Consider the following 13,896-nt stretch of genomic DNA (forward strand, 5'->3'; position numbering starts at 1 on the left):
AAAGGAAATCTACTTTAGTTGTTTTATTTTGTTTATGCAACAAGCGAAATAATAGATACCCATTTAGTAACGATTTCAGTCGGAGGTCTCATCGGAGGCGGCAGTATTCCAAAGCCTGGCGAGGTGACTCTCTCTCATCATGGTGTGCTCTTTCTTGATGAGCTACCCGAGTTTTCCAGGCAGGTACTTGAGTTGCTTCGCCAGCCGATGGAGGAGCATACAGTCTCGATCTCTAGAGCAAGAAATCATGTTACCTTTCCCGCTTCATTTCTGTTAGCAGCTTCATATAATCCGTGTCCTTGTGGGTTTTATGGATTTGAACGTGAAGGAAAAAGCTGCACTTGCACACAGGCGATGATTCATCGCTATCGAGCCAAGCTGTCTGGACCACTGCTTGATCGGATCGATCTACAGATCGACGTTGCGCGCCCTACTTCGCTTATCCCATCGAAAGAAGATCTTGCTATGACCTCGCTGCAAATGAGAGAGCTAGTCGAGCAAGCAGTTAAGCTACAACAGCATCGTTATCGTAAATACGCATTTAACTATAATAGTGAGTTGACTACGCAAGGAATTAAGCAATTAGTTAAGTTGCCAAAGGAAGCTCATGAATTGATTGAAAATGCTTTTCAAGCACTTGGGATGAGTATGCGAGGATATGATCGAATTATAAAAATCGCCCGTACGATCGCTGATCTTGTAAATAGCGAGGAAGTGCAGTTAGAGCATGTTGCGGAAGCTATTCAGTATAGAAAACTGGACATTCAGCTACAACTGTAGCTGAATGTCCAGTTTGAGGTGGTCTTATCATTTTATTTTCTATTTTTTCTATGAGTTAGTAACCACTCATAGAGCTCTCTATTTTCTAATACTTTATACATAACATCATGTTTGACGTCTTTATATCTACTGAACTTAACTTCGGATTTACTTGTTGTAAGTTGACTCATTATTGTTTCAGATCCACTGATAGATACCACTTCATCATCTTCACCGTGGAAATTCCAAATCGGCATATCGTTCAACTTATTAATATCTGTGCCTTCATACCAACCAGCCATCGGTGCTATGGCTGCAAATAAGTCAGGCTCAGTCACCGCTATTTCCCATGTTCCATTGCCACCCATACTGAAACCAGATAGATATACTCTGTTTTCATCGATTGGGAATGTAGCTCTTAACTGTTTCAACATTCGAATTACAAGCTTTTTTTCTTCATTCCAAGAGCTATCATTTCGACATTGTGGGGTAATTACGATGAATTTCATATCTTTAATCATTTCGCAATACCTATTAATCCCATACTCATCTAAGATGGATAAGTCTGTTCCTCTTCTTCCGATTCCATGCAAAAAAAGTATCGTTGGGTATTTTTGTATGGAATGCGCATCATAATCTTCTGGGATTAGAATTTGATAACCTATATCCGATAATCCATCTGTAAATTTCCCATAAGTTCTTTTCATTTTATCCCCTCTATGATCATTCTAGCAATCTCTTTAGCTTCAATTGCAGTACTAGCTGGACCCGCTACATAACCATAACCTTCTGACAAAGAGTATCGTTCATTTATATCATCCAATTGGATCCATATCTTATCTAAATCATGAGAGACATCAACTGAACCAATGGTTATAGTATTTTTATTTGAATCCTTCGCAATTATAGAGCCTACGTAACGATTACCGTCCTCTGTAAGTTTGACATTGTACTTCAAATCTTCATCTACGCTCAACTCACCTAGAAACATGCCATTCCCTACTAGACTGTTATAGCGATCTCCTTTCATAGAGACGACAATCGATTTCTCGAAATTACTGTCAATTGAATAGATAATACTGTTGAAACTTAACTCTACATATTGCGGACGATGATAATCATATAAAGCGTATATCAATATAATTACGATAATGCTACTCACTATCCATTTTTTCTTCATATTATCATCCCGTCATCTCTAGTTGATATTACTTGCTTATTTCATACCAGCGTAATTATTTAGTCTTTATTAACTAACCATGTTACATCATCGCCTTACAACATAACCTGATTATCGCTCCCCAATTAATCTCTGTTACGATCTAATATGAATTAATCTCAATGAAATCTTCTTCATGATTAATAATCCACTTATTCATTAAATCAATTGTATTATCCGACTGAACTCTATATTTATCAAAAAGTACTTTTACTTCATTATTTAATACTCTATCAGCTTTTAGATCGGATGGACTTACGTTTCCCCCTGAATTATTCGCTTGATTACACTTTTGAATAAACAGTTCAATTGCGTCTAGTAAGACTACCATTTCATTATCACTATAAAACTCAACGGCACGTTTAATTCCACTCCATGACTGAACCTTAGTTATGTAATAATTCGCAAACCAGTAGAACTCTGCCGTTGAATTGGCGCGATTATGAAAAGAATAAAACATATACAAACCTTGTTGACCTTCATTTAGTTGTTGATACATTTCGATTTTAATAGGGTAGTCTTTCCCTCTAACGGCTAGTAACATCGGTTCAATACATTTCCAACTCAATTGCACGGTTTGAATATCTTCTTTCTTTAGCTTTACTTTCATAAATTTCTCCTTTCATACTACGCTTAAGAATATTAGTTAAAAAACTCAGTTCTAAAAGTTTCTTTTTTGAATGCTGTAAAGTTTTTTTAGATTTAATAAAATCAATAATATATATAGAGGTAACATAACCTTCGTTTGAGCTATCTTCATTCCATTTTTTATGTTCCTTCTTCAATAACATCCATCACCCCTCTCAGTCATTTTTTTTAACGTCCAGACTTACATGAATTTGCGTAGCAAGTTGTCACATAAATCAGCTACCTCTGCCAAAAGCATTAATGTGACCAAGTGTCGCTGCCCGACATGTAAGTACTATGTTAGATGATGCGTGACTTTCATATGAATTACTTACATTGCCTCTGTAAATTTCTTAATGAACTTCAACGATAATAGAACCCTCAGAATAATATATGCGACCATAGCACCTGAACTATTCAAGATTAGATCATCCACATCAAAGCTACCAAATCCCGAGAAGTATTGAAACACTTCAATTCCAAGATTAAACACTAATAAGCACACTATAAATATTTTAGTCTTTCTCAGCATTGAAAATAACAACGCCATTAATATACTAAAAGGAACCAACATAATCATATTCCCAAATAAATTCAATGCCCAAGTATTATAATTATAACTATCCTTATGAAATAAATAAGCTCCTATTGACTTAAATGGATACAAATTAAAATTTCTTCCTGCGAGATTTTGGTATATCGTTCTATCTAATATTAGTCCCCTCCAGTTTTAGTTTTAAGAACTTGTCTTGTTTCATCTGAGTTCATTTTTCTGATCTTAACATTCCTTTTAATGTTTAGCTATATACTCGTCATCACCCCGATAAGACTTCCCAAGAGCAGACCGACTATCAAATAGGGATTTGATAATAATTGAAATCTTACGTGCAGTATCTAATCCGCATCAATTGCTCTGTCGTTTGCTCTAGCAATTCCTGAGCGCGCAACATTGCTTCTTCCAGTGACATCGGACCATTTATGATACTATGTATGCTTTGGATTCCAATCTCGTTCAGTTGTTCAATTCCTTCTCCAATAGAACCTGCCAATGCGATAACAGGTACTTTCCATCGATTTGCTACCTCCGCAATACCCATCAATGTTTTGCCTGAAGCTGTCTGATGATCAATACGCCCCTCACCTGTAATAACCAAGTCTGCATCATGTAATTGATCAAGTAGCAACGAATGCTCAATCACGACATGAATACCTCGTTTCATCTCAACTGGGAAAAATGTAAGAAATGCTCCGCCAAGTCCACCTGCTGCACCCGCTCCTGCTTGATCATGTAGATGTATCCCATTATACTTTTCGATTAGATTAGCCCAATGAACCATATTATCGTCCAATTGCTTCACCATTTGAGGTGTCGCACCTTTTTGCGGTCCGTAAACATAGGACGCTCCATTAGATCCGACGAATGGATTTTGCACATCTGTGGCAAGTATAAACTCTGATTGTGCGATTTTCGCATTCCACTTGCTGTCGTTGATCGCTACAATCTTATGTAAAAAGCCTCCTCCATAAGGAACGTCATTTCCATCCTCATCAAGTAACCGCATCCCCAGCGCCTGCAGCATTCCCGCACCACCATCATTGGTTGCACTTCCACCAATTGCAATAATAAATTTACGATAACCGGCATCTAGTGCATGTGCAATTAACTGTCCTGTTCCAAATGTTGTTGTAATAAGCGGATTTCTATCTGCTTCACCTAGTAATTCAATTCCCGAAGCTCTTGCCATTTCTATGATAGCAAGTTGTTCTGATGCAATTACACCGTATTCCGCTACTAGCTCGTTGCCAAGCGGATCTGTCACGGTAGCAGTCACAATCTCACCACCTCTTGAAGCTATAAGACAGTCTAATGTTCCTTCTCCTCCATCAGCTAATGGGATCACAATCGTTTCAGCTTCTAGCATATAGTTGTGAACCCCTTTTTGAATCGCACGCGATGCCTCAATTGCGGATAAACTTCCTTTAAATGAATCCGGTGCAATAATAATTTTCAAACCGTTCACCTACTTTCTAAAAATTGGAAACCATGAATAATAACAGTCAATTTCCAAAATCGATCATGATTACTTTTTCACTTCTATATACTAATAAAAAGGAATTGGAGGTGACGATTCATGCCATCACGTAATGAAAAGGTGACGACTGAAATTTCTAATCTTGCAAACTATCTAATAAATGAGCAAAAATCAGATGGCTCTTGGCGATATTGCTTTGAAAATGGAACAATCATCGATTCCTATATGATTATACTGTTACGATCTTTAGGTTCTGCTAATGAGATCATTATACAACAATTGTATAATCGCATTGTAGCACAGCAGCATCCTAATGGTTATTGGTGTTTGTATAGAGATGAAGAGCAGGGAAATTTATCTGCAACGATCGATGCCTATTATGCTCTACTGTATTCAGGCTACAGTCAATCAACAGATAAATCACTACGCCTTGCTAAGCAATATATTATCGCACAAGGTGGGCTGAACGCTTCGAAGGGTCTATTAAGTAACGCTATTCTTGCTGCAACAGGTCAGATCAAATGGCCTAAGTCCATCAAATCAATCCCACTAGAAATCATTCTTCTACCTAAGATACTACCTATAAACATATTTCAATTTTCGGGTTATTCGAGAGTCCATCTACTTCCAATGCTCACTATGGCAAATCGCGATTTTTCTATCCAAACACATAGCACACCTGATCTCAGTCATCTTCAAATTAGTCGAATAGATGCTAGTGAACAGGTTTCAGAGGAATTCATACAAATGATCGAGATGATTGAATTAGGTCAAAATAGATTGATCGGTAGCGTTCGCTCCCTTCATGATATTGCAACTTCAAAGATCGAGCAGTTTATGCTAGATAGAATCGAAGCAGATGGAACATTATATAGTTATGCTAGCAGTACTATTTTAATGGTGTTTTCTTTACTTGCACTTGGATACGACAAGCAACATCCAACAATTACGAGAGCTGTGCAGGGCTTGCTTAATATGCAATGTAATAGTAACGGTATAACAACGATACAAAATTCACCGTCCGCCGTTTGGGATACGGCATTAATTTCTTATGCGCTACAAGAAGCGGGAATAAGGGATGACCATCTTTCGATTCATAGAGCCGGACAATATTTATTGTCAAAGCAGCAGCATAACAAAGCGGATTGGAGCGTTCATAATGCAAATACAACTGCTGGAGGTTGGGGGTTCTCAGAAACAAATACGCTGAATCCAGATGTCGACGACACTACTGCCGTGCTACGTGCTATGGAGAGCTTGAGTCACAATAACTCTGCCTACTTAGAATCTATTCATCTCGGATTAAATTGGGCATTATCTATGCAAAATAATGATGGTGGCTGGCCAGCATTTGAAAAAAACACAAACAATAAAATGCTGACTTGGATTGCATTAGATGGTGCGAAATCTGCAGCAATCGATCCTTCAGAAGCTGATCTTACAGGGCGAACATTAGAATATCTCGGAAATTTTAGAGGACTTAATGATCAGAACAGTAGTGTCAAAAAGGGGGTAGATTGGTTATTAGCTCGTCAAGAGCGTAACGGCTCGTGGTACGGTAGATGGGGCGTTTGCTACATATATGGTACATGGGCAGCAATAACAGGCTTAATGGCTACTGGATCATCTTCGAATGATAAAGCCATCCAAAAAGCTGTTCAATGGCTTATAAGTATTCAAAATAGTGATGGCGGCTGGGGTGAATCATGCAGCAGTGATATTGTTCGGCGCTATGTCCCACTTTCCGAAAGCACACCGTCACAAACGGCTTGGGCATTAGATGCTTTAATCGCCGTACATGATCAACCGATTCCTGTAATTAAGAGAGGGATCGATAGACTGCTTACATCGTTACAGGAAAATAACTGGTTAACTACTTATCCGACGGGTGCAGGTCTACCAGGGAACTTCTATAATCACTATCATAGCTATCGGTACATCTGGCCTCTCGCGACGTTAGCTCATTATAAGAGGAAGTTCGGATTGGATAACGATGAACATGCACTCGAAGCTTAGCCAACGTCGAGACTGAAGCAAACTTGGGAAGTTTAGCATAAGCTTCCGATATATATTTCTTGCAGAAGCATCGTAGGTACGCGTGTATCAATTACGTACACTTGCGTTTCCTCCTTCCTCAAGTAGCGCTCCATCTCCTCGACTTGCGAAAGCCGACTTTTTGAACCTTTGTAGACTTAACTTTCAAATTGCTATGTTCTTATTCTTTAATAACCAGTTTAAGTGGTGCTGCAATTAACTTTTCCACCGTTTTTCCATCTAACACATCTTTGGCGGCTCGAACAGCTAGTTGTCCGATTAAATTAGGTTGTTGGGCAATTGTTCCTGTCAATTTTCCCGCTTCGATAGAATTAAGTGCATCTTCATTTCCATCAAAACCTATTATAGGAATGTTTTTTCCTGAGCTTTGAATCGCTTCTATAGCCCCAAGTGCCATCTCATCATTGTGAGCAAAAACAGCTTGTACGCCTGGATTTCCTTGTAGGAGGTTCTCCATAACCGTTAAGCCTTTCGTTCGATCGAAATCGGCAGTTTGCTTAGCAATAACATTTAGCTGAGTATCTGCAATTTCATGGAAACCTTTACCGCGTTCACGAGTGGCAGAAGCTCCTGGTGAACCTTCCAGCTCAATTACTTTTGCACCTTTTCCAATTTGTTCTACAATATATTGCGCCGCCATAGATCCGCCTTTTACGTTATCAGATGCTACTAACGCTTGCACATCACCTTTCTCAGCGGAACGATCCAAGGTTACAACAGGAATAGCTAAACTATTGGCAGTCTGTACTACAGTCGAGATCGCAGATGAATCTACAGGATTAATTAATAGCGCGTTAACACCTTTTTGCATTAAATCTTCCACATCATTACTTTGTTTCGCTGAATCATTCTGAGCATCAATAACGATCACTTCTATTCCCAGCTTCTTAGCCTCAGCTACTACACCATCTTTGATAGAAACAAAAAACGGATTATTCAATGTAGATATCGACAACCCAACTTTTATATTACTCAATTCCCCACCTCTGTTGGGCTTTGCCCAAGCTGGTGGCTCTAATGAACAGCCTGTCATTAGTACTACTAAGATGGAAATCAGAATTAACGTTATTTTTTTCATGTTAGTATCCCCCTCTTATACGGATTTCTTACGGTCTAATAGTACAGCAATTGCAATAACAATCCCTTTTACTACCATTTGGTAAAAAGAAGATACTCCTAGCAAGTTCAGACCATTATTCAATATTCCGATGATGAGCGCTCCAATTAATGTACCTACAATACGTCCACGTCCACCAGTTAAGCTTGTCCCTCCAAGTACTACTGCGGCTATAGCATCTAACTCATATGAAGTTCCCGCTGTTGGTTGTGCCGAGTTCAATCTTGAGGTCAGGATTGCTCCTGCTAAAGCCGATAACATCCCTACTAATGAATAAATCATAATTTTGACTCGATCTACTTTAATACCAGAAATAATCGATGCTTTTTCATTACCACCTATAGCATAGGTTTTTCGGCCAAATGGTGTTTTGTGAAGTATAACCCACAAAACTGCAAATACGATGATCATTGAAATAGCAGGAACAGGAATACCTAGAAAATAACCGCGCCCAAATAATTGAAACATTAAGCTATCTCCAAGACCTGTGATTGGATTACCGTTCGTATATACAAGCGTTAATCCTCGAAAAATAGTCATTGTCGCTAATGTCGCAATAAAGGGAGCCATTCTTCCCTTAGTAATTAAAACACCGTTAACAGCCCCCATTACTCCACCTAATATACAACCTGCAATGATTGCTAATATCGGGTCCCATCCAGATAGCATCAGGTTTGCCATGATCGCACTCGAGAGTGCAAGTATTGATCCGACTGATAAATCAATCCCACCTGTCAAAATAACAAAAGTCATTCCGAAAGCAATTAGCGCATTAATCGCTACTTGCCTAAGCAAATTGAGTATATTAAGTGGCTCCATAAAACTTGGATTAAGTACAGTTACAATAATAATTAGGATAATCAACCCTAGTAATGGTCCAAGTTTCTGTGTAAATTGTCCAAGTTGTAACCCTTTCGGTTCTCTCTCATCCTTGATTGTCGTCATCACTATTACCCCCTGTAGCTAACCTCATAATATGCTCTTGCGATGCTTCCTGCTTAGAAAGTTCTCCACTAATTTTCCCTTCATGAACAACGAAGATACGATCACTCATTCCTAATACTTCAGGAAGTTCTGAAGATACCATAATAATCGCTACACCTCGCTCAGTTAATTCATTCATAAGTTGATATATTTCTCTTTTTGCTCCTACGTCGACTCCACGTGTAGGTTCATCTAATATGAGAACACTCAGACCGATGCTAATCCATTTGGCAATGACCACTTTCTGTTGATTACCACCAGATAAATTACGAACTAAAGTTGAAGAGGAGTGTGTTTTAATGTGCAGTCGTTTAATAAGGAGGTCGACAAATTCTTGTTCTTTCTTCCTATTGATTATGCCCCTAGGTGCGAAACTATATAAATTGGTTAGTACCATATTGTCTTTGACCGAGAAATCAAGCACTAAACCTTCATCTTTTCGATCCTCCGTAACAAACCCAATGCCTGCTTTCATCGCATCATTCGGATTACGAATGATAACTTTTTTTCCCTTCACCCAAATCTCACCACGGTCTAGAGCATCTAGTCCGAAAATCGTTCGCATCATTTCGGTACGTCCAGCCCCCATTAATCCTGAGAAGCCAATAATTTCACCTGATCGGACAGAAAAATTAACATCTCGAAACTGTCCTTTCTTAGTTGCGTTTTTAACTTCAAGCACAACTTCCCCTGGCTTAGATTGACTAACAGGAAATCGATCAGTTAATTCTCGTCCAACCATCTTTCTGACCACATCATCGAAATTCGTTTCTGGAATTGGTTTTGTATCTACTGTTTTCCCATCACGCATGACGGTTATTCGATCACATATCGCGAAGATTTCTTCCATGCGATGTGAAATATAGACGATCGATACTCCATCTTTCTTAAGTGATTCAATCACTTCAAACAACTTTTGTATTTCACGCTCTGTTAATGCCGCTGTTGGCTCATCCATAACGATCACCTTAGCATTGGTCATTAGAGCTTTGGCAATCTCGATCATCTGTTTTTCACCAACGGAACATTCTCCTGCCTCTTGGTTCAATGGAATCGTTACGGATAGCTTTCGAAATTGTTTATTCGCGAGCTCTCTCATCTCTTTCATATTAAGTAAACCGATACTTGAAGACAGTTCTTTTCCAATAAAAAGATTATCTAGCACAGTCAAATCCCGCCACACATTCAACTCTTGATGGATAAAAGTAATGCCGCTATCTTCTGCTTCTTTCGGGTTTGCAAAGTATGTTTCCTGACCATCTATAATTATTGTTCCTTGATCACGCTTGTGTAAACCAATCAAAATATTCATCAAAGTAGATTTACCAGCACCATTCTCCCCCATAAGTGCATGAACCTCACCTTCACGAAGTTCAAAATTCACACCTTCTAATACACGGTTAGCACCAAATGACTTATAAATATCATTCATTTCAACGTGCATATTGTTAGAACCCCCTCATTATCCAAAATTAACTCCTGATTGAAGTATGCAGTTTGCATATGGTTTTGCCTCACCCGTTCGAATGATGACTTTAGCACGCTGGGTTAGTATCTTAAATTGTTCATGTGAAATCTCTTCGATATCAATTTCCTTAAATCGATCGTTTAAGTATTGGGATGTTTCTTTATTATTTGCCGCAAGTTCTTCGGCTATCATTATTTTTTCTATCACCATATCTTCTGCGATAATGTTCACTACATCTCGGAAGCTTGGGACACCCAGTGTAAGAGCTAAATCAATCTTAGGAACATCGTTCGGAATGGGTAGTCCTACATCTGCAATGACAATCGTATCCGTATGACCTAAGTCAGCAAGGATTTTACTAATATGACTGTTTAATATTCCTTGTTTTTTCATAATTATAAGTTCACCTCTACTTCAGATCTTGTTGGCATGCCACCTTGTGCACCAAATTTTGTTACAGATAAAGAAGCAGCACGATTAGCAAACTTCAGACTTGCTTGAATTGAGTTCCCTTCGGCTAATGCAACGGCTAGTGCTGCATTGAAAGTATCTCCCGCTCCAGTCGTGTCTATAGCATCCACCTTATACGTTGGAACAAGTATTTCTTGCTCCCCATCGTAATATCGAACACCACTACTCCCCTCAGTAATAAATAACTTATTGGGGTATTTTCGTAATGCTTCGCTTGTCGTATACTGGGGAAATAGAATTGCACATTCATGTTCATTCGGTGTTAAATAAGTAGCATTTTCAATAATTGTTTCACTAATAAAGCGAGCCGGTGCTGGATTAAGTAACAACGGCACTTCGAATTTATGGCAAATGTCACTCACATAGGATACCGTCTCCTCTGGTATTTCTTGCTGTACTAGAACGATATCAACCGATTTTAACGTATCCAGTGCTTGTTCAACTAGAGATGGACTAACATGATCATTCGCTCCTTTGACAACGATAATACTATTGTCACCTTCAGCTAAAATGATATGCGCTGTTCCACTATCCACATCTGATTTTGAGTCTACAAACGTAACATTAACGTTATTACTTATTAAATTATCAATAATTGCTTTACCATAGATATCCTTTCCAATACAGCCAATCATCGTAACATCTGCACCTAGTCGTGCCGCTGCGATAGCTTGATTCGCCCCTTTTCCCCCCGGAACAGTTGAGAAATGTTCCCCAAGAACGGTTTCACCTGCACGAGGCCGTTTCGTTGACGTTACTACCAAATCCATAGCACAACTTCCGATGACACAAACTTTAACCATTTTCATCAACCTTTCTACTGGCTTTATCTGATTTCCTTCACATTTTTTCTAAACTCTAAGTACCAAAAAAAATCTGAAAGTTATTTTCTTTCACCTTATCTTGTTCAATTTACTTACTAAGTAATCAAAAACTATACTAAAATGTTGTCACCCAATTTACTAATGGCAAGACATAAAAAGATCCCGTCGCTTTTCGTTAATTCAACGTTAGCGAAAAGTGACGAAATTCTTTACAACACAAAAAAGCACACCACAACTTCGGCGCGCTTTATACTATTGATCGTATAAATTACGTTCATTCTATGGGCCACTGTTTCAAAATTATTAGTTAGTGTATGTACTTTATTGTTTCTAGCATCCTCTCAAATTCATTACAGCCATCTTACGAATGAGCCCTTTTTTAACTTAATTTGTTTTTCTTGTGCCCAGTTTTCTAATTCATCTATCCCGGTATCCTGATCATCCAAGTAACGATAACATAGATGCAGAGGTACAATTAGTTTTCCTTTTGGTTTAATTCCAATGACCTGTTTTTTATGTAAACTTATCATAATCAACTTTATCTCATCTGCTCTAATGACTCTACCTCTAATATGTATACTTTCATTATCAATTCGCATCTTGCTAGGTTTCAATATATACGTTCTTACAATGATAACGATCAATACAACAAAAGCGAAGACTGATAGTACTATTACACAATAAAATAAGATGTCTCTATCTTCTTTCTGTGTGATCAAAATCATTTGAGAAACTATAACTAAAAGCATTGCCACTATAGTATTGATTGCGGATGGATTTACGATTGCATATGTCTTAATGTTGTTCATCTGATCTCCTATCGACTTAATTGTAGTTTCTTGATCGTAATTCCACTAACTATTTAATGAAGTTACTAAAGAATAGATCTGAAATGCTAAAAATGATGCTACCCCGACAATAATAATAATCTTAACAATCTTTCTTAAACTTTTCGGTAAATGATCTAGTCTCTTAGGTGATTGATGTCCATTAACCGCATCATAATGTTTCATTACATCGTTGAACCCCTCCCGTGCATCTATTGATTCTGTAATGTCTTCCTGTTGATTAGAGTGTAATGTATCATCATCGTAGGGATTATATTTATCACTTTTGTTCATCTAAACACCTGCTTTCGAGGCTTTGATTGTTTCACCTAACGTGTAACATTCTACGAACTTGTGCTGTACTACATTTTCCCTTGCTTAATCCAACTGTAAATTCGGTATGAACCAAATAATGCTATACTTAACAACAGTAACAACATGAATGACCACATACCCAGCCGATTTATTTCCCTAAGTCCATCTACATTAACAAATACAAAAGCTCCAAACCCTATGAACATTAAATATAAGGATATGTTTGGAATGATAAAAGCTAATCTAAGCTTCATATTTTTATTATTCAATAATCCCACCGCCGCACGAATACAATCTTATCAAATGCCTGTTACTTCTTGTTTTATCTATATGTTTATATCCAACTATAAACTGTTCCTTTCACTACTTTAATTCCATTATCCTCTGCCCATCGTTCCCATTCTTTCACCTGTTTTTCTTCATTTTCCTTAAATCTAAAATGCAGGTTTGTTGGCACAAATCTTTGCCCTTTCCGTTTAATTCCAATACTTTGTCTAAAGTATCCTTCTATTGTTATTTTCTCTATTTCCTTTAAAGGAAGTTCAATATTTTTCGCTTTAATACTATTGTCTGTAATCTCTATTTCATCTCCAAATCGTGTAAATAGAATTGCTTGGTGTACAATGATAAATAAAACAATTATCGAAGTAACCCATGACAATAAACTAACTAAATACGATGGGTTGCCTAAGCTCAAATTAGTGGTTACATGAAAAATAAGGAGTATTAAGATAAATATAATTTGAGGGTGACTTCTATGTGGTAATCTAATTTCATATCTTTTACTCATTCTAAATATCACCTCATCTACTGGTTTCCGATATCGTTCAGGTTTTCACGAATCTTGCGTATTCAAGGTTATCAACAGCAATTACATCCTTGAATTTCTACTTCTAATGATGGCTTGATTTATGCTTCTTATGATGAATATAAGCTTAAGCCTGTTAGATTAAGATATTTATTGAAACATAACCAATCTATACGATGGAACACTTTGTTTGTATTCCATACTACTGGAGAGTAATGCAAAAACTTGGTTGTAACGCCTTAGAAGTGGTCAATGTATAAATGCTAGTCTAAATATGTACAGAATTGCTTGAATAAAGATGTACAGTTTTGACGACATGCTACATACTTGTCTCAAGGGAGAGATGAGTATGTACATGACGTTGGATGTTCAAACGGAATTTGAGATTC

At 37.8% G+C, this 13,896-nt stretch carries 16 protein-coding genes; 2 read left to right on the forward strand and 14 right to left on the reverse strand.

Translation table 11 applies throughout. The annotated features are described in order from the left end of the window. The first annotated feature begins 18 nt into the window (after window positions 1–18). The gene (locus tag AC1TPB_RS17285; RefSeq protein WP_482077643.1) at window positions 19–780 is read left to right on the forward strand and encodes an ATP-binding protein; all 762 of its coding nucleotides are present in this window, start codon (window positions 19–21) and stop codon (window positions 778–780) included. A gap of 32 nt (window positions 781–812) precedes the next feature. Here AC1TPB_RS17285 and AC1TPB_RS17290 read toward each other — a convergent pair whose 3' ends face one another. The 6 genes from AC1TPB_RS17290 to AC1TPB_RS17315 all read right to left on the reverse strand — a co-directional run bounded on the left by AC1TPB_RS17290 (window position 813) and on the right by AC1TPB_RS17315 (window position 4,617). Continuing rightward, window positions 813–1,466, reverse strand: coding sequence for a carboxylesterase family protein (locus AC1TPB_RS17290; RefSeq protein ID WP_482077644.1), 654 nt, complete (start codon window positions 1,464–1,466; stop codon window positions 813–815). Continuing rightward, complete coding sequence (locus AC1TPB_RS17295; protein ID WP_482077645.1) at window positions 1,463–1,939, reverse strand: hypothetical protein; 477 nt, start codon at window positions 1,937–1,939, stop codon at window positions 1,463–1,465. The genes AC1TPB_RS17290 and AC1TPB_RS17295 overlap by 4 nt, the downstream gene beginning before the upstream one ends. Window positions 1,940–2,081: 142 nt before the next feature. Continuing rightward, entirely contained in the window at window positions 2,082–2,588 is a 507-nt protein-coding gene (locus AC1TPB_RS17300; protein ID WP_482077646.1) for a hypothetical protein, read from the reverse strand. Further along, entirely contained in the window at window positions 2,527–2,769 is a 243-nt protein-coding gene (locus tag AC1TPB_RS17305) for a hypothetical protein (RefSeq protein WP_482077647.1), read from the reverse strand. Before AC1TPB_RS17305 ends, AC1TPB_RS17300 begins: the two co-directional genes overlap by 62 nt. A 167-nt stretch (window positions 2,770–2,936) precedes the next feature. Continuing rightward, window positions 2,937–3,320 carry a VanZ family protein gene (locus AC1TPB_RS17310; protein ID WP_482077662.1) on the reverse strand — a complete coding sequence of 128 codons (384 nt, stop codon included), beginning with the start codon at window positions 3,318–3,320 and terminating at the stop codon, window positions 2,937–2,939. Between the two features lie 166 nt (window positions 3,321–3,486). After that, complete coding sequence (locus AC1TPB_RS17315; RefSeq protein WP_482077648.1) at window positions 3,487–4,617, reverse strand: glycerate kinase family protein; 1,131 nt, start codon at window positions 4,615–4,617, stop codon at window positions 3,487–3,489. A gap of 120 nt (window positions 4,618–4,737) precedes the next feature. Between AC1TPB_RS17315 and AC1TPB_RS17320 the strand changes: the two genes are divergently transcribed. Beyond that, complete coding sequence (locus AC1TPB_RS17320) at window positions 4,738–6,654, forward strand: terpene cyclase/mutase family protein (protein ID WP_482077649.1); 1,917 nt, start codon at window positions 4,738–4,740, stop codon at window positions 6,652–6,654. A 199-nt stretch (window positions 6,655–6,853) separates the two neighbouring features. On the opposite strand, the gene rbsB is transcribed toward AC1TPB_RS17320, so the two are convergent. The 8 genes from rbsB to AC1TPB_RS17360 form a co-directional block, all read right to left on the reverse strand. Continuing rightward, entirely contained in the window at window positions 6,854–7,771 is a 918-nt protein-coding gene (gene rbsB / locus AC1TPB_RS17325) for a ribose ABC transporter substrate-binding protein RbsB (RefSeq protein WP_482077650.1), read from the reverse strand. 15 nt (window positions 7,772–7,786) lie between these two features. Beyond that, entirely contained in the window at window positions 7,787–8,755 is a 969-nt protein-coding gene (locus tag AC1TPB_RS17330) for an ABC transporter permease subunit (protein WP_482077651.1), read from the reverse strand. Beyond that, window positions 8,736–10,238, reverse strand: coding sequence for a sugar ABC transporter ATP-binding protein (locus AC1TPB_RS17335; RefSeq protein WP_482077652.1), 1,503 nt, complete (start codon window positions 10,236–10,238; stop codon window positions 8,736–8,738). The genes AC1TPB_RS17330 and AC1TPB_RS17335 overlap by 20 nt, the downstream gene beginning before the upstream one ends. An 18-nt stretch (window positions 10,239–10,256) precedes the next feature. Next, complete coding sequence (gene rbsD, locus AC1TPB_RS17340) at window positions 10,257–10,655, reverse strand: D-ribose pyranase (RefSeq protein ID WP_482077653.1); 399 nt, start codon at window positions 10,653–10,655, stop codon at window positions 10,257–10,259. Window positions 10,656–10,657: 2 nt separating this feature from the next. After that, window positions 10,658–11,536 (reverse strand): ribokinase, encoded by an 879-nt coding sequence (rbsK, locus tag AC1TPB_RS17345; RefSeq protein WP_482077663.1) that lies wholly within the window; start codon window positions 11,534–11,536, stop codon window positions 10,658–10,660. A 371-nt stretch (window positions 11,537–11,907) separates the two neighbouring features. Next, window positions 11,908–12,366 (reverse strand): hypothetical protein, encoded by a 459-nt coding sequence (locus tag AC1TPB_RS17350; protein ID WP_482077654.1) that lies wholly within the window; start codon window positions 12,364–12,366, stop codon window positions 11,908–11,910. Window positions 12,367–12,411: 45 nt separating this feature from the next. After that, entirely contained in the window at window positions 12,412–12,678 is a 267-nt protein-coding gene (locus tag AC1TPB_RS17355; protein ID WP_482077655.1) for a hypothetical protein, read from the reverse strand. Window positions 12,679–13,033: 355 nt separating this feature from the next. Further along, window positions 13,034–13,489 (reverse strand): hypothetical protein, encoded by a 456-nt coding sequence (locus tag AC1TPB_RS17360; protein WP_482077656.1) that lies wholly within the window; start codon window positions 13,487–13,489, stop codon window positions 13,034–13,036. Between the last annotated feature and the right edge of the window lie 407 nt (window positions 13,490–13,896).

The sequence above is a fragment of the Paenibacillus sp. Y951 genome (assembly GCF_056786395.1).

What these genes read in the sequence shown, in the direction of transcription:
- AC1TPB_RS17350 (WP_482077654.1), bottom strand. Translation starts at nt 12,366, where the DNA reads ATGAACAACATTAAGACATATGCAATCGTAAATCCATCCGCAATCAAT.
- AC1TPB_RS17360 (WP_482077656.1), bottom strand. Translation starts at nt 13,489, where the DNA reads ATGAGTAAAAGATATGAAATTAGATTACCACATAGAAGTCACCCTCAA.
- AC1TPB_RS17335 (WP_482077652.1), bottom strand. Translation starts at nt 10,238, where the DNA reads ATGCACGTTGAAATGAATGATATTTATAAGTCATTTGGTGCTAACCGT.
- AC1TPB_RS17320 (WP_482077649.1), top strand. Translation starts at nt 4,738, where the DNA reads ATGCCATCACGTAATGAAAAGGTGACGACTGAAATTTCTAATCTTGCA.
- AC1TPB_RS17300 (WP_482077646.1), bottom strand. Translation starts at nt 2,588, where the DNA reads ATGAAAGTAAAGCTAAAGAAAGAAGATATTCAAACCGTGCAATTGAGT.
- rbsK (WP_482077663.1), bottom strand. Translation starts at nt 11,536, where the DNA reads ATGGTTAAAGTTTGTGTCATCGGAAGTTGTGCTATGGATTTGGTAGTA.
- AC1TPB_RS17355 (WP_482077655.1), bottom strand. Translation starts at nt 12,678, where the DNA reads ATGAACAAAAGTGATAAATATAATCCCTACGATGATGATACATTACAC.
- rbsD (WP_482077653.1), bottom strand. Translation starts at nt 10,655, where the DNA reads ATGAAAAAACAAGGAATATTAAACAGTCATATTAGTAAAATCCTTGCT.
- AC1TPB_RS17330 (WP_482077651.1), bottom strand. Translation starts at nt 8,755, where the DNA reads ATGACGACAATCAAGGATGAGAGAGAACCGAAAGGGTTACAACTTGGA.
- AC1TPB_RS17305 (WP_482077647.1), bottom strand. Translation starts at nt 2,769, where the DNA reads ATGTTATTGAAGAAGGAACATAAAAAATGGAATGAAGATAGCTCAAAC.
- AC1TPB_RS17295 (WP_482077645.1), bottom strand. Translation starts at nt 1,939, where the DNA reads ATGAAGAAAAAATGGATAGTGAGTAGCATTATCGTAATTATATTGATA.
- AC1TPB_RS17290 (WP_482077644.1), bottom strand. Translation starts at nt 1,466, where the DNA reads ATGAAAAGAACTTATGGGAAATTTACAGATGGATTATCGGATATAGGT.
- rbsB (WP_482077650.1), bottom strand. Translation starts at nt 7,771, where the DNA reads ATGAAAAAAATAACGTTAATTCTGATTTCCATCTTAGTAGTACTAATG.